Raw genomic sequence first — 21,274 nt, 5'->3', positions numbered from 1 at the left:
CGCCTTGTCCTGATTTAGTTAATCCACTATAAAAAACAGTCGGGTTTGATTTTCAGCCGCTCAAAGTCAGAAATACCTTTCAGTCAACCTGAATCAGTTGCGGCGGCTATTTGTTTTCGCCGTATTTATCGTGCAGATTTCGGATTTCTTCTTTCAACCATTCATCCCAATCGGGGCGTAAACAGCGGAGCTCTTTGTTCCAATACAGACAGTCCCAAGCCATGCTGCGCGAGGCTTCGGTATCGCGCTCGAACATTCGGGCGACAAAAGGTTCGAGCGTTTGCGCGCTTTTGAACATACCGCCGTATTCTCCGTAAGTGCGGCAGGTTTCGGGATGGAGCATTTCCATCAGCGTTTCAATGTCGCTCTGCAACGCAAGCCATGAACCGTTTGACTCGTCCAACCCAAGCACATCGCGCAGCCAATGTCTGATGTTTTCCAAAGCTTGAAAACGCGGGTCATGCCACAGCAGGCGCAGGGCGGCAAGCTGACTTTCGGCTTCCGTCCGACCTTGCGGGTTTTCATGATCAAAAAGGGAAACGAGTTCGTACAACGCACGATTGCGCTGCTTTTCCTGCAGCACAAGTAAGATGTCGCAGACTTGTTCGGGAGTCTGCCAAAGAGGAAGTTTGGAGAGGGTCATGGGCTCGGAGGTCGTCTGAAAGTCAATGAACATGACTAAAGCACTTGATTCATTTGATTTTCGCAATGAAATCGCTTTTGAATCGAAAGCATAAAAATCCGCCCAAGGTCGTCTGAAAACCGATTTCAGACGACCTCTCTGCCTTAAACCATCAACCGCAATATCGGCAGTCCAATATGTCTTTGCGGATGTCGTTCAACAGGAAGGCTGCGGTGTCTTCGTGTTCCGCCTGCACGAAGGTGAAGAGTCGGGCGATGATTTTGCCGATGAAGACTTTTTGCAAGGCACAGGCGTCGGTCAAGGTGCGTTCCTGCAGGAAGCTGCGGATGTCTTCGGGCAAAGTGTAGTCGCGGGCAACGGCGGCAAAGCGGGCGTCGGTTTGCAGACGGTCAAGCAGGGTTTGGTTTTTGTCCAACTTAATGCCTGCTTCTTTTTCTTCGGCGGTGGCGCGGACGAACTGGTCGTAAATTTCGGCATAAAGCATATCGTTCGGACCTTCGAAGATGGTGAAGGGGCGGATGTCGATAGCGATATTGCTGGCGGTGTGTCCGCGTTCAAAACCCTTTGCGCCCAAGAGTTTTTGCAACATTTGCGCGGCGGCGTATGTGTATTCTGTGGCGAGGGTTTTGATGATGTTTGCCTCCATCAGCTGATGGGCGACGGGGGCAACGGGCGAAACGCAATGGCAGACGTAGCGGTAAAGAATCTCGGAAACCTGATGGCGGCGTTGGATTTCGCGGCGTTCATAATCGACGAATTTGATGTCGTGGCGGACATATCGGTTCAGGTTGTCAATGATGTATTCCATGATGCCGTGCGTCATGCCGATCAGTTGCAGGCGGCTGCGGATAAAGATGTTTTGGAACGCGCGCAAACCGGCGGCGTCGCTCTGCGAGAGTTTCATGACGGCGGCAGCAGGCATTTCTGCATCAATGCGGTTGACGGCGTAACGGACGGCGCGCAGGCCTTCGGATGCGAGGGCTTCGTAGCGGATGTATTGCTTGGGAACGAGCAACAGGTTGATGACTTTGGAGAGTTTGCCGTTTTTGCGCTCTTTGGCGGCGACGAGGAGAAAGTCGCTTTGCGAGTTGCCCTGCCAATATTTCGCGGCGTTGACGTAAATCGTTTGTTCGTCGATGTATTCGTAGTAGGACTGCATTTCGCGGGCAATCGCCGCGCCGGAGGTTTCGGGTTCGGTAATGCCCAAACCGCCGCCCTCGCCTTTAAAAACCATGTCCAAACCTTGCGCGACTTGCGCTTCGTCGCCAAACTCTTGCAGAGGCTGCAACACCAGCGCGCCTTCGATGCCGGTACGCAGGGTAACGGGCACGCCGTAATGCCCCGCAATCCGCAGGACTTCTTGGATTTCAAACTGGCTGCCCTTGCGGCCGCCGTGTTTTTTGTCGAGGAAGGGCAACAGCAAACCCGCCTGCTTCAAGGCAAGCCATTTGTCTTCGGGCAGGTATTGCATGAGGTTGAGGTCGTCTGAAAAAATGCGGCGGAATGCGGATTCGATGTGCTTTAAAAAAGCAGCCGTGTCCATAGTTGACGGCTGCGCGCTTGATTCGGTGTGTGTCATCATGATTCTCGGTTAATCGGCAGTTATTAGAGTTTAGAGCTAAATTTCTAGGATTTATACCACAAACCCGTTTAAGCGACAATGATTATCAAGTGTGGACGGATTTTCAGCGTGCAAACGCATGATTACGCCGCCCCGATAAACCGATACGGTGCTACCATAGCGCAAAACACCGCCGGAACACTGCCATGTATTCACAACACAGCGAACGCCATTTCAGCAACCGCAACAACTGGCTGCGCGCGAGCGTATTGGGCGCGAACGACGGCCTGATTTCTACCGCCTCACTGCTGACCGGCGTTGCGGCCGCCGCCCCCGATTTCCAAACCCTGCTGCTGACGGGCGTTTCCGCCCTAATTGGCGGCGCAGTCTCGATGGCGGCGGGGGAATATGTTTCCGTATCCAGCCAGTCGGACACGGAAAAAGCCGACTTGCACAAAGAACGCTACGAATTGGAAGCCAATCCTGATGCCGAACTGGCAGAACTGACTGAAATCTACCGCCGCCGCGGTTTGTCCGACGCGCTTGCCGCCGAAGTCGCACAGGCATTGATGGAACACGACGCGCTCTCCGCCCATGCCCGCGACGAAATCGGCATCACCGAAACCTCCGCCGCCAAGCCCATGCAGGCCGCGCTTGCCTCCGCCGGTTCGTTCTGCGCCGGCGCGATACTGCCGCTGCTGGTCGCGCTGACCGCTCCCGCCGCCCTGATCCCTACGCTGGCGGCAACCACTTTATGCGGACTCGCCGCGCTGGGTTACGCCTCCGCCAAACTCGGCGGCGCACCTGTCGCTCCCGCCGTCTTGCGCGTGTGCCTGTGGGGTGTGGCGGCGTTGGTGGTTACGGGTATGATCGGCAAACTGGCGGGTGTAGCAGTTTGAACGGAGGTCGTCTGAAAACTTGTAGCCAAACCCGCCATACCGGTTTTCAGACGACCTTTTTGACAATCAGCGGTTCTCTATGTTTTTATAGAAAACGGCTTATGAAAAAAATCCTCTAAATTCTGTCGTAAGGAATTTAGAGGATTTTTGGTTTTAGGATAGCGTTTTACAAAATTCGCCTATACGGTTTATTCGTCTTCGAATTTTTCCAAAAACTCATCGCTCACTTCATTGAACTTATCGGTACTGTCCAAGATTTTCTCGTTGTTCTCGTCCAATTGCTCTTCATCTTCTTCCGAACCGTGTTTGCCGGAAGCGCGGATTTGGATCAGCTTTTTATAGCCGTCTTCCATCAAATCGCTAAAGAAACGCAGATGGCTTTTCAAAGCATTCAACAGGGAAGCATCGCCTTTGTATGCACCCAATTTATCGGCCTGTGCGATGTAATTGGGAATCGCGGCTATCCACTGCACACGGACTTTTTCGGCTTGGGCGTAATCGCGTTTGTCCATTGCCTGGTTCATGTCTTCCATATGGTAGAGCATAAAATTGGCAATGCACATCAACTCATTGTTGTACTCTACTGCGTTATCGTAGCTGCCTTTGGCGTAATACACGCCCTCTTCCTCATTCCAGCCGCCGCGTTTTGGCGAAGACGATGCGCCACCGGTAGCGCCAAACAGTTTTTTAATGAATTCTAAGATCATAATTTTGCTGCCTTTCTCATAAGTAAAGTACACAGACGGGGAAAAGTATAACGCAAATCTGAAATGCCTGCTGCCTGCACTTCTGCTGCGGCATACCCTTCCCCTCCGTTTTCAGACGACCTCGTTCCCAGAAATAGGTCCGTTTTATACCTTATCACAAACCCTTGCATGTCGTCTGAAAAAGCAGCCGCTGTCTTTGCCGGTTTGCATCCGTTAGAATAACTTCCTGCCGCCAAAGGTCGTCTGAAAACATCCGAACGAACAATCCCTTTTTCAGCAGATACATGGAGTTGAACCATTGAACAAACGCCCGATGACGGCAGACGAAACCAATTTGTTGAATCTTCTTCTGTCCAACAAAAAACCTCAATATGCCCGATTGGAAACCCGTTTTTCCAACAGCGTCACTACGCTCGACGACGGCGCGATGGGCAGTTTTCTGTTTTCCAGCGATACAAACCAAACGCGCCCGCTAAAAATCATCCCAATCGCCGAATACCTGTTTCACGATAAAGACGGCATTCCGGTTTTGGCAACCCTATATTCTTACAGCGACGGTCAACTGCATGAACTGGATATTTGGAAAGCGGACTTCAGCCCGTTATTGGCTTATCCGGACAAACCGTAATATTCAGTCTATCCATTTCAATCGGTTTTTACGGACAAGCATTTTCAGACGACCCTCTGGCATAAAAAGGCCGTCTGAAAACCAACCAAACCATCCTATCCCTTATACCCGCTTTTAATCTGCTAAAATTCCGCTTTTACAACCCACCACGGCAGCCCGAAATTTTTTCCGGCTGCCGCAAGCCATTGTCCCTACGCCATGAACTACCCTATCCCCAAACCCCGTGAAAAATCCCGTTGGCCCAATCTTTCGCAAGGCTCGCTGCCGCTGGCTTTGGCGCGTTATCTGCCGCATAAGCGGCTCAAAGTCGTGCTGACCCAAGATGCGGAACAGGCGTTGCGCCTTCAGACGGCATGGCGGTTTTTCCGTCCGCACGATACGGCGGTGTTCCTGCCGGACTGGGAAACGCTGCCTTACGAGCGTTTTTCGCCGCATCAGGATTTGGTGTCAGAGCGGCTGTCAGCGTTGTGGCAGATTAAGAGCGGCGCGGCGGACGTGCTGTTCGTACCGGTTGCCACAGCGATGCAGAAGCTGCCGCCCGTGCCGTTTCTGGCGGGGCGCACGTTCTGGCTGAAAACGGGGCAGACTCTGGATATAGGCCGTCTGAAAAGCGATTTGGTGGATGCTGGTTACAACCATGTTTCCCATGTCGTGGCGGCGGGCGAGTTTGCCGTGCGCGGCGGTATTGTCGATTTGTTCCCGATGGGCAGCGAGATGCCTTACCGCATCGATTTGTTCGACGATGAAATCGACAGCATTAAAACGTTTGACACCGACACGCAGCGCACCATTTCCCCCGTTTCCGAAATCCGCCTGCTGCCGGCGCACGAATTCCCCACCGACAGCGAGGCGCAAAAAATCTTCCGCAGCCGCTTCCGCGAGGAAGTCGATGGTAATCCGAACGATGCCGCTGTGTACAAAGCCGTCAGCAACGGCCATTTCGGCGCAGGCGTGGAATATTATCTGCCGCTGTTTTTTGAAAACGAGCTGGAAACGCTGTTTGATTACGTCGGCGAAGATGCGCTGTTTGTCTCTTTGGGCGACGTTCACGCCGAAGCCAACCGCTTTTGGAGCGATGTCAAATCGCGTTACTCCATGGCGCAGGGCGACGAAACTTATCCGCCTTTGCTTCCACAGCATTTGTATCTCTCTGCCGATGTGTTCGCAGGTCGTCTGAAAAACTACGGACAAGTGCTGCCCGATGTTTCCGGCAAGGAACACACCCTGCCCGACCTTGCCGTCAACCGCCAATCCGACGAGCCTTTGCAGGCATTGAAGGATTTTCAGACGACCTTTGACGGGCGGATTTTGCTGTGCGCCGAAAGTTTGGGACGGCGCGAAACCATGCTCGGCTTCTTGCAGCAAAACGGTTTGAAAGCCAAACCTGTGTCCGACTGGCAGGGCTTTTTATCGGCACACGAGCCACTGATGATTACAGTTGCGCCGTTGGCATACGGATTCAAACTGGGCGGGCTGAACTCTCCGAGCCAACAGCAACCCACTCCCACCTCCGAGGGAGAAGGCAAAACGGTTGCCGCTCAAACCAAATTTCCCGCAGCCGTAACAAACCCTCTCCCTAGCCCTCTCCCGCAGGAGAGGGAACAGAATGCAGCAGCCATTTCAGACGACCTGAAAACTGAAAGCAGCCTGCACCCCGTCGAAAGTAGTCTGCATGGGCAAATCCAACAGCAGCCTACTCCCTCCCCCGTGGGGGAGGGTTGGGGAGAGGGCAAAGCGGTTGCCGCTCAAAGTGCCATCGCCGTCATCACCGAATCCGACCTCTACCAATACGTCGCCCGTTCGCGCGTCCACAACCGCCGCAAGAAACACGCCGCCGTTTCAGACGGCCTGTTGCGCGACCTTGCCGAAATCAACATCGGCGATCCCGTCGTTCACGAAGAACACGGCATCGGGCGGTATATGGGCTTGGTAACGATGGACTTGGGCGGCGAAACCAACGAAATGATGTTGCTCGAATACGCGGGCGAAGCGCAGCTTTATGTGCCTGTTTCGCAACTGCATTTAATCAGCCGCTACTCCGGCCAGGCGCATGAAAATGTCGCCCTGCACAAGCTCGGCAGCGGCGCGTGGAACAAGGCGAAGCGCAAAGCCGCCGAAAAGGCGCGCGACACCGCCGCCGAGTTGCTCAACCTCTACGCCCAACGCGTCGCCCAATCGGGACACAAGTTTGAAATCAACGAGTTGGACTACCAGGCGTTTGCCGACGGCTTCGGCTACGAAGAAACCGAAGACCAGGCCGCCGCCATCGCCGCCGTGATTAAAGATTTGACGCAGGCGAAGCCGATGGACCGCCTCGTGTGCGGCGATGTCGGTTTCGGCAAAACCGAAGTCGCCCTGCGCGCCGCGTTTGTGGCGGTGATGGGCGGCAAACAAGTCGCCGTACTCGCCCCGACCACGCTTTTGGTCGAGCAGCACGCGCAAAACTTTGCCGACCGTTTCGCCGATTTCCCCGTAAAAGTCGCCAGCCTTTCGCGTTTCAACAACAGCAAAGCCACCAAAGCCGCGCTCGAAGGCATGGCGGACGGCACGGTCGATATCGTTATCGGCACGCACAAATTGGTGCAGGACGACATAAAATTCAAAAACTTAGGGCTAGTCATCATTGACGAAGAACACCGCTTCGGCGTGCGCCAAAAAGAGCAGCTCAAACGCCTGCGCGCCAATGTCGACATCCTCACCATGACCGCCACACCGATTCCGCGCACCCTCAGCATGGCGCTCGAAGGCCTGCGCGACTTCTCGCTGATTACTACCGCGCCCAGCCGCCGCCTCGCCGTCAAAACCTTTGTCAAACCCTTCAGCGAAGGCAGCGTGCGCGAAGCCGTATTGCGCGAACTCAAACGCGGCGGGCAGGTATTTTTCCTGCACAATGAAGTGGATACCATCGAAAACATGCGCGAGCGGCTGGAAACCCTGCTGCCCGAAGCCCGCATCGGCGTAGCGCACGGACAACTGCGCGAGCGCGAGCTGGAACAAGTCATGCGCGACTTTTTGCAGCAAAGATTCAACGTGTTGCTCTGTTCCACCATCATCGAAACCGGCATCGACATCCCCAACGCCAACACCATCATCATCAACCGCGCCGACAAATTCGGACTGGCGCAACTGCACCAGCTTCGCGGGCGCGTCGGCCGCAGCCACCACCAAGCCTACGCCTACCTGCTCACACCCGAATACATCACCAAAGACGCAGAAAAACGCCTCGACGCCATCGCGGCGGCAGACGAACTCGGCGCAGGTTTCACCCTCGCCATGCAGGATTTGGAAATCCGCGGCGCCGGCGAAATCCTCGGCGAAGGACAATCCGGCGAAATGATACAGGTCGGCTTCACGCTCTACACCGAAATGCTCAAACAAGCCGTGCGCGACCTCAAAAAAGGCCGCCAGCCCGACCTCGACGCACCGCTGGGCATCACCACCGAAATCAAACTGCACAACCCCGCCCTGCTGCCCGAAAGCTACTGCCCCGACATCCACGAACGGCTCGTCCTCTACAAACGCCTCGCCGTCTGCGAAACCGTGCAGCAAATCAACGCCATACACGAAGAACTCGTCGACCGCTTCGGCCTGCCCGAACAACCCGTCAAAACCCTCATCGAAAGCCACCACCTGCGGCTTGCCGCAAAAGAATTGGGCATAGACGCCATCGACGCCACCAGCGAAGCCGTCACCGTTACCTTCGGCAAACACCACCAAATCGACCCGACAGAAATCATCCTGCTGATTCAGACAGATAAAAAATACCGGCTGGCTGGAGCGGATAAGTTAAGATTTACAGCCGAGATGGAAAATATCGAAGTCAGGATTAACACCGTGAAGAATGTGTTGAAGACTTTGAAAGACAGGGTGATAGTTAAGTAAGGATGGAGGAAAAAAGGCCGTCTGAAAAAGGTGTAGGCTGCTTTTAAAGGCATTGAAACAGCAAAAAAGTAGTCTGCACTAGGCTGTATTATTAATTATTTTCTTATAATTTATGCATAAGGGGTGTATTATGGATAATTTACTATTTAATTTATTATTTTCTTTTTTATTATTCTTTATATCAAATTGGTTTGGTAAGAGATCAATAAAATTTGGATATTATCAATTGTCATTTGATAGTAGTGAAGAACAACCTATATTTAATATATTGTATCGATCTTTTACTCCTGTTGCTTTTATATTAGTATTGTCAGTTTTTCTAGATAAAATAAATCTTTTTTATTTAACAAAAAATATTTATATAACAACAATATTTTATTTCTTAATAAGATTTATTTTTATCTTAATTATAGGTAGATTAAAAATTACAAACTGGATAAAGCATATTCTAATAGCTTTTATTTCTATATTTGTATCATACATTGTTTATAAAAATTTTATTGAAAAAAGATACTTTCCCTTGCCGACGGAACAAGAAATTACAACGGCATTGTGGTTTGCGGTTATTGGTTACATATATAAAGTTATTAAAGATATTTCAATATCATCTTTAGATAATAATAGAAAATTAAATTATGTAAAGCATAAGCACAATCGTTTTTCTCATAAATATGGTTCTATTATTGAGGAAGCGATTGGGACTGGTATAGATAATAGCACTATTGAAAAGCAAAAAGCATTAATATATTCGATTTTAATTTATGAAGACTTTAATAGACATATATTGTATAGGCTTATGGAAAGATTATTTTTTTGGACTGGTAGAATTAAAACATCCGGCATCATGCAGGTAACTTCAGACGTATATTTATCTAATCAAGATAGCGTAAAAAAAGGGGCATGTATCTTAATTGAAAAATATAACGAAGTATACAAAGATAAATATAATAATACCCAAGATAAAAATCATAGCCTATATACAGCTAGAAGAGAGAGTATTAAATATTATAATTCTGATATATCATATATTAATGAAGTTGAATCTATTTATAATTTATTAGAAGTTATATATCCGAAATCTTCAGATATATATGGATGTGATGGTGAGTAATTAGCGAGCGTAGGTTGGGTTGACAAACCCAACAAAAACCTGAATGTTGGGTCACGACCCAACCTACATCTGCTTTAAGTATAAATACAGAAGCAGTATAAAAAGGTCGTCTGAAAATACCAAAAATGTCAGATTCGAGTACCGAATCCACGGCTGCTTTAATGTACCTATCAATGTAATCTGTTTTAAGCCTAAGAGATTTATTGGGAAAAATATCCAACAGATCGTTCCTCAATGACTCAAATTAAAACGAAGCAGTTCGGCAGCCTCATGCTTAGGCTGTTCTAATATCACCTGCATTGTATCGATTGTAAAACGGCACATCAAAGCCTGCTCTTCAGCTGTATATTGCTTTATTTCATCCTCATTCTCGTTATTGATTACCGCCAACTCCTGTTCACTATATTTCTTCCATAAAATCTGATTTACTTTATCTTGTGTTTGCGCTATTTCAGTTTCGTCCGGCATTTTTCGATGAATATCGGCAGATTGCAAAGCTCGTACTCTAGCTTGTTTTATAGAGGCGAAATAGGGCTTCATTTGCTTTGAAAAAAGCGAAATATCAGGAGCTAAATGAGGATACTCCAAATAAAAGCAGTTTACCGTGTCGTTTTCGTTCAGGAGTTTGGTACGCAACTGCATATCTTCCTGAAACATAGCAATTAAGTTGTCATCATCTGCATAAGGCAATTTTCTTAACATGATGTCTATTGTTTCTGAGAGAAAAAAACGCATATCTTGTTCATGATTTTTTGATTTCATAAAATCTTCGGCTTTCGCCACGATTTGGGCATAATCTTGCGGAAACTTGTCTTTGAATATTAAGAATATCATTCGGTTTCCTGGATCTTCCATCATCAATTCCTCCGCTGTATGCGTCGGACGCAAAGCTTTGTTTGCGAAATGGTAAACAGGGTTCAGGCCAAGAAACAGAAAGAATAAAATAGGTACGCCCAAAAATTTGGCCAGCCTGCTTTTACAATATTTTTTCACACAGATATAAGTTAACCATACTGATGATAATAGGCAAAATAGAAAAAGAATATAAGGCATTATATTGAACCCTTAATAAACAGCGAAATTTGGAGATTGAATGAATATCTAGATACCAAATCATTTATACTGCGCATAGACAAGCATAACGGGGGGTCACACCTGAATGCGATACCCTAAAACATAGCCTGGCAAAATTTTTAAACTGCTTCCCGCATTACTATAGTGGCTTAACTAAATCAGGACAAGGCGACGAAGCCGCAGACAGTACAGATAGTACGGCAAGGCGAGGCAACGCCGTACTGGTTTAAAGTTAAGCCACTATACCTATGGTAGCAAGCAAGCGTAGGTTGGGTTGGCAAACCCAACAAAAACCTGAATGTTGGATCACGACCCAACCTACATCTGCTGATCCAACAGCTTGCTATAAACTATAAAACTTGGTACCTTCGATTTTAAACCCTATCGAGTTAATATTAAAAATGAATCTTATAAAATATCTGGTTACTTTACTCTTCATATTCTTTATCCCGCAAAATACTATGGCTGATTCTTCTGAGATTTATAGATATTCGGGTAAAAAACTATCGATAGAAAAAGAATATTCCCAACCTCTATTCCTTTCCATGAAAGAAATAGAGGCTAGAGGATTAAACATCTCTGAATACAATATATCATGCAGCACTTACCTTGATAAAACAGAAAACAAATATTATGTTTTTACCTACTCTCCCCAAATATTAAATCCTCATCGCAGAGGAGGACATGGGATTATAGAAGTTCATATAAACGCTAAAACTCATGAAATCAAATCACATTTTTCAAGATAGCCCCTGCATTAGACACAAACAAGGCAAACTATATGAAAAATAACGATTCTCTGAGTTTTGATGCTTATTTGGCATGCAAGGATTTATCAGTTACTGAGTTACTCAATATCCTGCTGAATTCTAATACTCAAACTCAATATGAGGCAGCTAGAAGATTGCAATTTTTTCGGTATCGTGAAATTAGCGATATCGTCAAAAATGTCCTCTTAACAAGCCGGTATAGTCGACATAGGGAAATTGCTGTCTTTATTCTCGGACAGATTCAGAATAAACTTAACAAATCCGAACTTGAAGATGTTTTATCTCTTTTAATTGATTTTATAAGCAACGATAAAAGCATTAACGTAAAATCCTCAGCGATATCTTCTTTAGGGCATTTGTTTCATCATTATGACTTAGGAGAGGAAGAATTCTGCGCAATAGAGGAAAAAATTCAATTAATTTGGCGTATACATAGATATTCTATCGTTATGGCTACTGCTTTCAGCTCTGCATTTTTTGCCAAAAGAGATTATATTGAAGAATATCTGATAAAAAATTTAAATAGCAAGCATCCGAAAGTAATTTCTTGGATTGTGTATGCTCTAAAAGAAAAAAGCTATTACTCGAAATCGATTGAGACTTTACTATTGAATAAACTAGACCATTTTCGCATAGAATCATATATTTATAGCGAGATAACTGCCTATTTAATCTCAACCGGCTCTGAGAAAATTATTCCATATATTGAAAATATGATATTAACTCAAAATAAAATTGATGATGAAATTTATATGGCGCTTAAACATAATTCATCAAAAAAATTTTCATCCATAAGAAAAATCATGTTGGAAAAATTTCAATAAATTATCAGTATGCCTCATAATATCTCATCTTCTATGCAGGCAATTTTGTTTTATTCTTAAACTCTATTTAATAACAAGGATTTAAATGAAATCTTATTTTTTGATATTTTGCGCACTGCTTACATCAGCCAATATTGCCCGAGCCGATACGATGGAAACCATGCGTATGCACGATAAGTCTTTGTCTAAGGTCTTGGTAGAAGCTGCCCGCGATGGCAGTTTTATTGACTTGGATAAAATCGGTCGCAGCATTGATATCCCCGAACTGGCGCATGAAATCAATCGAACTGCTAACCATACTATAAAAAACGACAGACAATTCAACAGCACATACCATGTTAACCAAGATCCATATCAACAATACGGTATCCGTAGTATTTCGTTTGCTGAATGGTCGTCTGAAAAAGGCAAGATGAAGCAGCTTGAATTTGAACTTCACAATAACCGCTGTCCGTTGCCACCTACAAACTATGAAGAGTTCGCAGGCAGTCCCAGTTTTATCGGCCATTTAGACGGTAAAGACATATCCATTCTTACGTTACCCGCCCCGGCAAAGGCAAAACTGCTTTTTATGAAAAAACGTAAAGACAACTGCGCGGTCATGATTGTTCAAGAATTTGTCACAGCCGATTTCGGACCTGGAATTCATAAATAAAAAAGAACACTACAAACCACAGATAAAGCTTCGTTGCTATTGTTCTTTTGAACTGAGCCACGATAACTTCTAACTCAAGCAAAGGGTCGTCTGAAATCGTCAATTCGTCTTTCAGACGACCTTTCCTCCACTGGAATTTTTGATTTTTCAAAATCTCAACGTAACAAAAAACCTGCCCGAATCGTCGGGCAGGTTTGCTTATGGTTGAACCGAGTCGAATTAGTTTTTGTCCAAGTCGACCAGTTTGTTTTTGGCAATCCAAGGCATCATGGAACGCAGTTGTGCGCCGACTTTCTCGATTTGGTGATCGGCAGTCAGGCGGCGGCGGGCGGTCATGCTGGCGTAGTTGACGGCACCTTCTTGGATGAACATTTTGGCGTATTCGCCGGTTTGGATGCGTTTGAGGGCGTTGCGCATGGCTTCGCGGGATTTGTCGTTAATGACTTCCACGCCGGTAACGTATTCGCCGTACTCCGCGTTGTTGGAGATGGAGTAGTTCATGTTGGCGATGCCGCCTTCGTAAATCAGGTCAACGATGAGCTTCATTTCGTGCAGGCATTCGAAGTATGCCATTTCGGGCGCGTAGCCTGCTTCGGTCAGGGTTTCGAAGCCGGTTTTGATCAGTTCGACCACGCCGCCGCACAATACGGCTTGTTCGCCGAAGAGGTCGGTTTCGGTTTCTTCGCGGAAGTTGGTTTCAATCACGCCGCCTTTGGTGCCGCCGTTGGCTGCTGCGTAAGACAGGGCGATGTCGCGGGCTTTGCCGCTTTTATCTTGGTAAACGGCGATCAGCGAAGGTACGCCGCCGCCTTTCAGGAATTCACTGCGTACGGTGTGACCGGGGCCTTTGGGGGCGACCATAATCACGTCCAAGTCGGCACGCGGTACGATTTGGTTGTAGTGGACGTTGAAGCCGTGTGCGAAAGCGAGTACCGCGCCTTGTTTCAGGTTAGGCTCGATTTCGTTTTTGTATACGACGGGTTGGTTTTCGTCGGGCAGCAGAATCATCACTACGTCTGCTTTTTTGGTGGCATCGGCTACGGACAATACTTCGAAGCCGGCTGCTTCTGCTTTTTTCCAAGAGCCGCCTTGGCGCAGGCCGACTACTACGTTTACGCCTGAATCTTTCAGGTTGGCTGCGTGGGCGTGGCCTTGTGAGCCGTAGCCGATGATGGCGACGGTTTTGCCTTTGATCAGGGACAGGTCGGCGTCTTTATCGTAATAAACTTGCATTTGATTTCCTTTGGATAAAATGGGTTCCGGCTTTGTGTTGAGGATGCCGGACAGTTGGATTGAGGGTAAAGGGTTAAACGGAGAGTTCTTCCATCAAAACGATTTCGAGCGCGTCGGTTTTGCCGTCGATGGCTTTGACGAAACCTTGGAAATGTTCGCTGGCGTTATGCGCGTCGATGGCGGCTTGGGATTTCCAGTTTTCGACGAAGACGAAACGCTCGGGTTTGCCGATTTCCTGATGCAAATCGTAGCTGATGTTGCCTTCTTCCGCGCGGCTGGCTTTGACCAGGCTTTGGAACAAGGGTTTCAGCGTTTCCGTGTATTCGGGTTTGACGGTAACCAGCGCGACGATTTTAATGTTTGACATCAATCTCTCCTGCCGTTTCTGTTTTCAGACGACCTATCGGGTCGTCTGAAAACCTGACGGTGTTAAATTTTCAAAATACGCTCGCCGCGGCCGATGCCGGCTGCGCCTGTGCGTACGGTTTCCAAAATCTGGGCGCGTCCGACGGTTTCGAGGAAAGAGTCGAGTTTGTCAGTCGAACCTGTGATTTCGATGGTGTAGCTGCGGTCGGTTACGTCGATGATGCTGCCACGGTAGATTTCGGTCAGGCGTAAAAATTCGTCGCGGTCTTTGCCGACGGCGCGGACTTTTACCAACATCAGTTCGCGTTCGACAAAACGGCTTTCGTTCAAATCGACCACTTTGACCACCTCAATCAATTTATTGAGTTGCTTGGTGATTTGTTCGATGACTTGCTCGTCGCCATGGGTAACGATGGTCATGCGCGAAAGGGTTTTGTCTTCGGTCGGGGCTACTGCCAAGGAGTCGATGTTGTAGTCGCGAGCGGAGAAGAGGCCAACCACGCGGCTCATCGCGCCTGATTCGTTTTCCATCAGAACAGATAAGATATGTCGCATTGTCGTTCTCCTTACGCTTTAGGGTTTTCGCGCATATGCGGCGGCAGGACCATTTCGTCCAAACCTTTGCCGTTGCCGACCATGGGCAGCACGTTTTGTTTCTTATCGGTCAAGAAGTCGATAAATACCAGACGGTCTTTTTGTTTGACCGCTTCCAAAAGCGCGCCTTCAACATCGGATTTTTTGTCCACGCGGATGCCGATGTGCCCGTATGCTTCCGCCAGTTTGACGAAATCTGGCAGGGAATCGAAATAGGTTTCCGATTCGCGGTTGCCGTAATACAGCTCCTGCCATTGGCGAACCATGCCGAGGTAGCCGTTGTTGAGGGTAACGACGTTAATCGGGACATGGTATTGGAAGCAGGTGGACAATTCCTGGATGTTCATCTGAATCGAACCTTCACCCGTAATACAGAATACGTCTTGGTCGGGAGCGGCGAGTTTCGCACCCAACGCATACGGCAGACCTACGCCCATCGTACCCAAGCCGCCGGAATTGAGCCATTGGCGCGGGCGTTCGAACGGATAATATTGCGCCGCGAACATTTGGTGTTGTCCCACGTCCGAAGTGATGATGGCGGAATTACCGGTAACTTCGGCAAGTTTCTGCACGACATATTGCGGCTTGATGATTTCGCTGTCGTTGTCAAACCACAGGCAGTTGCGCGAACGCCATTCTTCGATGTTTTTCCACCATTTGTCCAAAGAGTCGGCGGCAGGTGCATCCTGCTTGCCCCACAAAGCAATCATTTCGGACAAGACGTTTTTCACGTCGCCGACAATCGGAATATCGACTTTGACGCGTTTGGCGATGCTGGACGGGTCAACATCAATATGAATGACTTTTTTGGCTTTTTCAAAGAATTTGGACGGAACGGAGACGACTCGGTCGTCAAAACGCGCGCCCACTGCCAACACGACATCCGCGTTTTGCATGGCGAGGTTGGCTTCGTAAGTGCCGTGCATACCCAGCATACCTAAGAATTGGCGGTCGCTTGAAGGGTACGCGCCCAGCCCCATCAGTGTGCCGGTACATGGTGCGCCCGTCATGCGGACAAACTTCGTCAGCTCTTCCGAAGCATTGCCCAATACCACGCCGCCGCCGAAATAAACGATCGGACGTTTGGCGGAAGCCAACATTTGGATGGCTTTTTTAATCTGCCCGATATGGCCTTGCACGACAGGTTGGTAAGAGCGGATAAAGATGTCTTCCTGCGGATAGCTGAATTTCGCCATCGCCTGCGTTACATCTTTGGGAATATCGACTACGACCGGGCCGGGTCGGCCGCTGGCGGCGATTTGGAATGCCTTTTTAATAGTCTCTGCAAGCTCGTTGACGTTGGTTACCAAGAAATTGTGTTTGACGCACGGACGGGTAATGCCGACCGTATCCACCTCTTGAAACGCATCCGTACCGATGAGCGAATTACCGACCTGTCCGCTGATGACCACCATCGGAATCGAATCGCTGTATGCGGTGGCAATGCCGGTCAACGCATTGGTCACGCCCGGTCCGGAAGTAACCAGCGCAACGCCAACTTTGCCGCTGACGCGCGCATACGCATCTGCCGCGTGTACCGCCGCCTGCTCGTGGCGTGCCAGGATGTGCTTGAATTTATTGAGTTGGAAAATAGCGTCGTAGATTTCGATGACTGCGCCGCCCGGATAGCCGAAAACATACTCTACACCTTCGGCTTTGAGACTTTGCACTATGATTTGTGCACCTGATAATTGCATAATGACCTCTTTTATACGGCTTCAAACCAATAGGGGCAACCCGCCTCGCCACAGCACCTGTAATGCAAGCCCTCCAAGCAGCGGTTTAGGGTACGCGCATTGAAGGAACACGGCGACAGTCAGACTGTCCAATCAATTGGAATGAAACACAGAGTTTATGAATGAAAGAATGCAAACGATAACGCAAACCGCCTGTTCAATCAAGACAAAATCTTTCATCTTTTAACGTTATCCGAATACCGAAAAGATTGAGTATTGATTTTTATAAGATAAATATGTAAGCATTCAAAATACATTAATGAAAATTGTTGACAGTTTTTATAGAAGGGGTCGTCTGAAACCCGTTTTACACTGTTTTCAGACGACCCTCAGGCTGCCATCCTTCTCCTCCGGTTTCACTTTCTCTATAAACTCATTTCTCCCGTTTTGTCTATGCCCTCCGGCATGTTTTCCAAAAAGAGATGCAGCAAATGATCAATTACCAAATCATTGGTGGTGCTGCAATAGGGTCTATTCGCGTAATGTTCCTTGTGATAATGGTATTGGCTTTTGATCACGGCGGCATCTTGAACCATCAGACGTTCAAGAAACGGGCGGAACAGATGGAATTTGATGGGCAACGGAAAGCGGCTTTTAGGGAAATGAACGCGGACATTCAAACTCATGCTGCCCTTGCTTTGAGGGATAAAGAAGGCGGAAATCCGATATTCATGACTGTTCGGTGTGAAGTAATCGATACGAACCAGCCCCGGGAATGTAAATGCCGCATTATTGACGGTAATGCCTTTATCGAACAGCTTATTAATCAATCCGTTTTGTTGTTGATTGAGGCGATACTGCGTTACGAAACCGCGTTCGTGGTGGCTCTGGCTGATTTGCATGCTTTGTTTGCCGTTGTTGCGCAGCAGTTTGGCATGAATATAGCGCGTATGGGTCGGATCAAGGAAGTTTTCGATGGCGTGGATAAAATCGCCTTCCATGTATCGGACGGCGTTGGCGGTTTCAAAACCTTCCGGTGCTTCAAAGTCGGCATACGGCTCAAACGGTATGCCGGAAACCAGGCAAACCCACACCCAATCGTCGTACTCTTGGCATGGAAACGTAGGAACATTCTCAGCTTCTTCACAAGCACACATCCCGCCGACAACCGTTAAAACTTTACCTTGCGCGTCAAACTCCCAGCCGTGATAACAACATTGGAGTTTACCCGAAACGATTTTGCCCGCACTCAGCGGCACATGCCGATGCGGACAACAGTCATCCATACAGGCTGCCTGTCCGTTCAGCCGTACCAATACCAGCTGCTGTCCCAACAATTCGCGATGAACGGGTTTGTCTTTCAGCTGCTTGCTCGGTATCAACGGATACCAAGCGCGTTTCATTTTTTCTATATTCATGGTTTGTGTCGTTTTATTTGATTGTGATGGCAAATCAACTTTTTTATGTTGATACACCTCTTTTGAAACTTACAGCATGGATTAACCTAGGCAGCTCTTGCGCTTATAGGGGCGGTAGGCTTTTCCATTAAAGCGGTAACGCGTCTCGGTGCAATATCCTGCATTGCCTTCTGTAACGGCGATATCGCGCAAACCGTTATGTTGTTGCGGCAAGATATTGATTCCATAGCCTCCGTCTTCCAACAAGACTTTTGATTTGCCGCGTTCGTTGGATAGGATTTGAAATTCTGTCGATGCGCTGCCGCCCATTGTGCAGACTGCGACGAAATATTTAGCGTCCTTTTTCGGAGAAAGCGAAACAGATGCAACGGCAAAATCACCGCATTCGTTTTGTATGGATTTGAACGCAGGCTCTACCTTTGCATTGGCGGAATATTGACGGAATGCCGGATTGTTCGATACTTCCAACGATATCGTTTCGGCGGATGCAGCCGCCGTAGCGGCAAGGCAGATGAGTAAAACCGTTTTTTTCATGATGTACTCCGTGTTACTATAGTGGCTTAACTAAATCAGGACAAGGCGACGAAGCCGCAGACAGTACAGATAGTACGGCAAGGCGAGGCAACGCTGTACTGGTTTAAAGTTAATCTACTATAAGTTCGATATTGCGTTTACAGTTTGTATTTAATTAGGATTTTTTTGTAATAGCCCTGACTCAACAGGTGCAACAGCTTCCAAATAAGCCGGCGCGCAGGTCGAAGGTGGGATGTATAGACCGCCATATATTCGATTTCAGGTACTGCGCCGCGTACCCTTTTGAAATCGGGTGCACCGGAACTGAAATTTAAAGGGACATTCGCTTCGATACAGGTTTGCATGGAACGCGTCATGCAGCGGCGGTATAAGGCATCACTTTGCGGCTTGGCATCATCGTAGCCGACGATGGGCGAAGTAGCGGTATTGCTGTCGATGACAACGCCTGATACTCCGGCACTTTCACCGGTTTTGCCGTCACGCAGTAGAAATAAATTCAAGATATCGCGCGATACGGCTTCGCGCATAAATTCAACGGTAAATTGTACGTTTTGCTTGGAATATTTGTTCAGATACAGGCGGTTGTACCAATGCACCGCCGCTTCAAAATCCGCATCAGGGCTGTCGGCACTCAAGCGCTCAAAAACATAACGTCCGTCATTAAATATCTTGCGGTCGCGTTTGGTATTGGTTTTTGCCATGACTGCCTGCCAATCGTCCATAATGTAAACCTGCCGCGTCACCACCATTTTCCAACCGAGCTGTTCCAGCCGTTCAATCAAATCCCTATGCTGGCGCGGATTCAGCGAACGGACGGACAAAGCATGTTTCGGCCATTTTGCGACGGCGGCTTGGGTCAGCTTCGACATTGGGGTCGTCTGAAAAGCCTCAGAGAAGCTATTGGTAGAAAGGCAATAATTGTTCAGCGTCACCATACGGTCGATCTGATTCAGCCGCAGAATGCCGCTTAACGCCGACAACAAACTCGCCGCAAGCATACGCTGCCCGCCGGGCAGTTTGACCAACTCGTCCTTCGCATAATCCACGATTGCCGAATGCGGCGACGCGGTATAGCAATTAGGCGTGATCCGGTTGATGACGGTACAGGGAATATCCAAACCGTCGATATTCAAAACCTCGGCGCGGGCATTCATATTGGCAAACAGGCGTTGCAGCGGAATGTCTCGGAACAATGCCGAAAATTCGTGGGACAGATCAGTTTTCATCGCCGTCAAACTCAATATCGAAAGTGCTGGCGCTGGTTAAAGGCTTATGATGCCGGATACTGCGCCACATCATCTCGCCCAATGCCAGCCATTGCGCATAGAAAGGCAAATCGGCAATCACATCATCGGCTCGGCGGAAGTCCTGCCAAAGCGCCGTCCATTTTCCCTCTTTCCAAGCCCGATAACCGAAAAGCAGCGGCAAGGTCGCACCGACCCGTAAAGGTTTGGACGGCGTGTTGTGTTTCCGTTGCTGCAAGCGCCCTGCTCCGTCAAATATCAAATCCTCGCGTAAAAGATGCAGGCCGCTGGTCGCGCGGGGGTTGCATTCCAACAGCCACAAATCGTTTCCGTCATCAATGAAGTCAAAAGCCGCCTGTCCGTGATACGCATTTTGCTCGGCAAATTTCGTCACAAATTCGTCCAAACGCGGGTCGGAAAGCGGCTCGAAATAGGTCGAGGCCGAATCGTTGAGCAGGTAGCGCGGGCGGTAGGCGGCATGCGCCAACACGCTGCCGTGTTCGCAAATCACATAATTGCACACCCCCTGCCCCGTAATGAAATCCTGCTGCACCCAAGGATAATCCGCACTGATATGGATGTTTTTCAGACGACCCTCCGTTACGCCGCGTATTACGGAACGACCGAAACGCGAATAAACAGGCTTCAATACCGTTTTCTTCACGCTGTCGTATCCGACCTCGCCGACCGACGTGATTCGGCGCGTAGCCGGAAAACGCACCGCCGTATCCTGCGGCATCCGCTCGAAAAAACGGAATTTGTCATGCAGGGTGAACAGCGTTTCATGATCCGGCATCCAACATTTGGCACGCTCCGATTCCGGCAAATCCAGCTTCGCCAAATAAAAAATATCTTCACAGGTCGGAATCACACAATCCGCCTGCGCCACCAATTCCGTCATAGCACGCGCATAGCCGGCGAAATCCAAACGCGGCGCGGGAATGCGGCGGTACTCGCCCAATCCGGCAAAAATGCCAACCGGGAAACGCAGGCTGTCGCAAAACACAACCTGATGTCCGCCGCGTTTGGCGAACCGCGCCCATTCCAGCGCAACGGGCGCGCGGGGAGAAGTAATGAGGATGTTCAATTTGTATTCCTGAAGCGTTTGGCTTTGCATCGATAATTTATGTCGTCAGAATGACAGTGTATCACATTGTCAAAAAAGGTCGTCTGAAAACGGGATGAACCGTTTTCAGACGACCTGCATACCTTACCCCAAACTCTCTGCCGCCTTTCCGATATGTCCTACGGAAAATAGGACGAATCAGTAAACAGCTTGCAAGCCGTTTCTTTGCTTCTCCACTCAAACTTTGCGGATAGTCAACTATGGTACTTATAGCCACTTGCCAGCATGTATGTTTTAAAACATAATGACCCCGCTTATCTATACCAGATGCTTCACAACAACAATACCATCCCTCAGCAAATCGCGCCCACCCTACTCTTCCGACAACA

The 21,274-nt window shown here is 48.5% G+C and carries 20 protein-coding genes and 1 pseudogene; 8 read left to right on the top strand and 13 right to left on the bottom strand.

Annotated features, from left to right (window positions below; translation table 11 throughout):
* Positions 1–106: 106 nt before the first annotated feature.
* Both HMPREF2726_RS11820 and HMPREF2726_RS11815 read right to left on the bottom strand, forming a co-directional pair.
* Entirely contained in the window at positions 107–676 is a 570-nt protein-coding gene (locus HMPREF2726_RS11820; RefSeq protein WP_009312002.1) for a hypothetical protein, read from the bottom strand.
* A 118-nt stretch (positions 677–794) separates the two neighbouring features.
* Positions 795–2,222: an acyl-CoA dehydrogenase family protein gene (locus HMPREF2726_RS11815; protein WP_009312003.1), complete on the bottom strand. Its 1,428-nt coding sequence runs from the start codon at positions 2,220–2,222 to the stop codon at positions 795–797.
* Between the two features lie 188 nt (positions 2,223–2,410).
* Here HMPREF2726_RS11815 and HMPREF2726_RS11810 point away from each other — a divergent pair, with 188 nt between their 5' ends.
* Entirely contained in the window at positions 2,411–3,103 is a 693-nt protein-coding gene (locus tag HMPREF2726_RS11810; protein ID WP_009312004.1) for a VIT1/CCC1 transporter family protein, read from the top strand.
* Positions 3,104–3,291: 188 nt separating this feature from the next.
* Here HMPREF2726_RS11810 and HMPREF2726_RS11805 read toward each other — a convergent pair whose 3' ends face one another.
* Together HMPREF2726_RS11805 and HMPREF2726_RS14025 are read right to left on the bottom strand one after the other, a co-directional pair.
* Positions 3,292–3,810 carry an LIC11966 family surface protein gene (locus HMPREF2726_RS11805; protein ID WP_009312005.1) on the bottom strand — a complete coding sequence of 173 codons (519 nt, stop codon included), beginning with the start codon at positions 3,808–3,810 and terminating at the stop codon, positions 3,292–3,294.
* The gene (locus HMPREF2726_RS14025; RefSeq protein ID WP_148132520.1) at positions 3,807–4,109 is read right to left on the bottom strand and encodes a hypothetical protein; all 303 of its coding nucleotides are present in this window, start codon (positions 4,107–4,109) and stop codon (positions 3,807–3,809) included. Before HMPREF2726_RS14025 ends, HMPREF2726_RS11805 begins: the two co-directional genes overlap by 4 nt.
* On the opposite strand from HMPREF2726_RS14025, the gene HMPREF2726_RS11800 reads away from it, so the two are divergent.
* The 3 genes from HMPREF2726_RS11800 (at position 4,109) to HMPREF2726_RS14760 (ending at position 9,431) form a co-directional block, all read left to right on the top strand.
* The gene (locus tag HMPREF2726_RS11800) at positions 4,109–4,438 is read left to right on the top strand and encodes a DUF6984 family protein (RefSeq protein WP_232203811.1); all 330 of its coding nucleotides are present in this window, start codon (positions 4,109–4,111) and stop codon (positions 4,436–4,438) included. The two genes, HMPREF2726_RS14025 and HMPREF2726_RS11800, sit on opposite strands and share 1 nt — an antisense overlap.
* A 198-nt stretch (positions 4,439–4,636) precedes the next feature.
* On the top strand, positions 4,637–8,320 hold the full coding sequence (gene mfd / locus HMPREF2726_RS11795) for a transcription-repair coupling factor (RefSeq protein ID WP_070603470.1): 3,684 nt from the start codon (positions 4,637–4,639) through the stop codon (positions 8,318–8,320).
* 130 nt (positions 8,321–8,450) lie between these two features.
* The gene (locus HMPREF2726_RS14760; RefSeq protein ID WP_009312009.1) at positions 8,451–9,431 is read left to right on the top strand and encodes a hypothetical protein; all 981 of its coding nucleotides are present in this window, start codon (positions 8,451–8,453) and stop codon (positions 9,429–9,431) included.
* A gap of 231 nt (positions 9,432–9,662) precedes the next feature.
* Here HMPREF2726_RS14760 and HMPREF2726_RS11785 read toward each other — a convergent pair whose 3' ends face one another.
* A complete protein-coding gene (locus tag HMPREF2726_RS11785) occupies positions 9,663–10,484 on the bottom strand; it encodes a hypothetical protein (RefSeq protein ID WP_009312010.1) in 822 nt (273 codons plus the stop codon).
* Between the two features lie 161 nt (positions 10,485–10,645).
* Between HMPREF2726_RS11785 and HMPREF2726_RS14545 the strand changes: the two are divergent.
* The 4 genes and pseudogenes from HMPREF2726_RS14545 to HMPREF2726_RS11775 all read left to right on the top strand — a co-directional run.
* A pseudogene (locus tag HMPREF2726_RS14545) lies at positions 10,646–10,754 on the top strand (IS5/IS1182 family transposase); the annotation flags it as partial.
* Between the two features lie 212 nt (positions 10,755–10,966).
* A complete protein-coding gene (locus HMPREF2726_RS13500) occupies positions 10,967–11,254 on the top strand; it encodes a hypothetical protein (protein ID WP_231286281.1) in 288 nt (95 codons plus the stop codon).
* 32 nt (positions 11,255–11,286) lie between these two features.
* Positions 11,287–12,099, top strand: a complete 813-nt coding sequence (locus HMPREF2726_RS11780; RefSeq protein WP_070603468.1) for a hypothetical protein — start codon at positions 11,287–11,289, stop codon at positions 12,097–12,099.
* Positions 12,100–12,184: 85 nt separating this feature from the next.
* Positions 12,185–12,754 carry a hypothetical protein gene (locus HMPREF2726_RS11775; protein ID WP_009312012.1) on the top strand — a complete coding sequence of 190 codons (570 nt, stop codon included), beginning with the start codon at positions 12,185–12,187 and terminating at the stop codon, positions 12,752–12,754.
* Positions 12,755–12,973: 219 nt separating this feature from the next.
* Here HMPREF2726_RS11775 and ilvC read toward each other — a convergent pair whose 3' ends face one another.
* From ilvC to HMPREF2726_RS11735, 8 genes are all read right to left on the bottom strand, one after another.
* Positions 12,974–13,987, bottom strand: a complete 1,014-nt coding sequence (gene ilvC, locus HMPREF2726_RS11770) for a ketol-acid reductoisomerase (RefSeq protein ID WP_003755457.1) — start codon at positions 13,985–13,987, stop codon at positions 12,974–12,976.
* Positions 13,988–14,060: 73 nt separating this feature from the next.
* On the bottom strand, positions 14,061–14,354 hold the full coding sequence (locus HMPREF2726_RS11765) for a putative quinol monooxygenase (protein ID WP_003674893.1): 294 nt from the start codon (positions 14,352–14,354) through the stop codon (positions 14,061–14,063).
* Positions 14,355–14,416: 62 nt separating this feature from the next.
* Entirely contained in the window at positions 14,417–14,908 is a 492-nt protein-coding gene (ilvN, locus tag HMPREF2726_RS11760) for an acetolactate synthase small subunit (protein WP_003766119.1), read from the bottom strand.
* Positions 14,909–14,919: 11 nt separating this feature from the next.
* A complete protein-coding gene (ilvB, locus tag HMPREF2726_RS11755; RefSeq protein WP_070603467.1) occupies positions 14,920–16,644 on the bottom strand; it encodes a biosynthetic-type acetolactate synthase large subunit in 1,725 nt (574 codons plus the stop codon).
* A 404-nt stretch (positions 16,645–17,048) separates the two neighbouring features.
* Positions 17,049–18,041: a Rieske 2Fe-2S domain-containing protein gene (locus HMPREF2726_RS11750; RefSeq protein ID WP_070603465.1), complete on the bottom strand. Its 993-nt coding sequence runs from the start codon at positions 18,039–18,041 to the stop codon at positions 17,049–17,051.
* An 81-nt stretch (positions 18,042–18,122) separates the two neighbouring features.
* On the bottom strand, positions 18,123–18,575 hold the full coding sequence (locus HMPREF2726_RS11745; protein WP_070603463.1) for a hypothetical protein: 453 nt from the start codon (positions 18,573–18,575) through the stop codon (positions 18,123–18,125).
* A gap of 137 nt (positions 18,576–18,712) precedes the next feature.
* On the bottom strand, positions 18,713–19,801 hold the full coding sequence (locus tag HMPREF2726_RS11740; protein ID WP_070603461.1) for a GNAT family N-acetyltransferase: 1,089 nt from the start codon (positions 19,799–19,801) through the stop codon (positions 18,713–18,715).
* A complete protein-coding gene (locus tag HMPREF2726_RS11735) occupies positions 19,791–20,906 on the bottom strand; it encodes an ATP-grasp domain-containing protein (protein ID WP_232203813.1) in 1,116 nt (371 codons plus the stop codon). The genes HMPREF2726_RS11740 and HMPREF2726_RS11735 overlap by 11 nt, the downstream gene beginning before the upstream one ends.
* Between the last annotated feature and the right edge of the window lie 368 nt (positions 20,907–21,274).

The organism is Neisseria sp. HMSC074B07, assembly GCF_001810355.1.
GTDB lineage: Bacteria > Pseudomonadota > Gammaproteobacteria > Burkholderiales > Neisseriaceae > Neisseria.
Note: the sequence above shows the minus strand (reverse complement) of the source record. Positions and strands in the feature narration are given on the sequence as shown.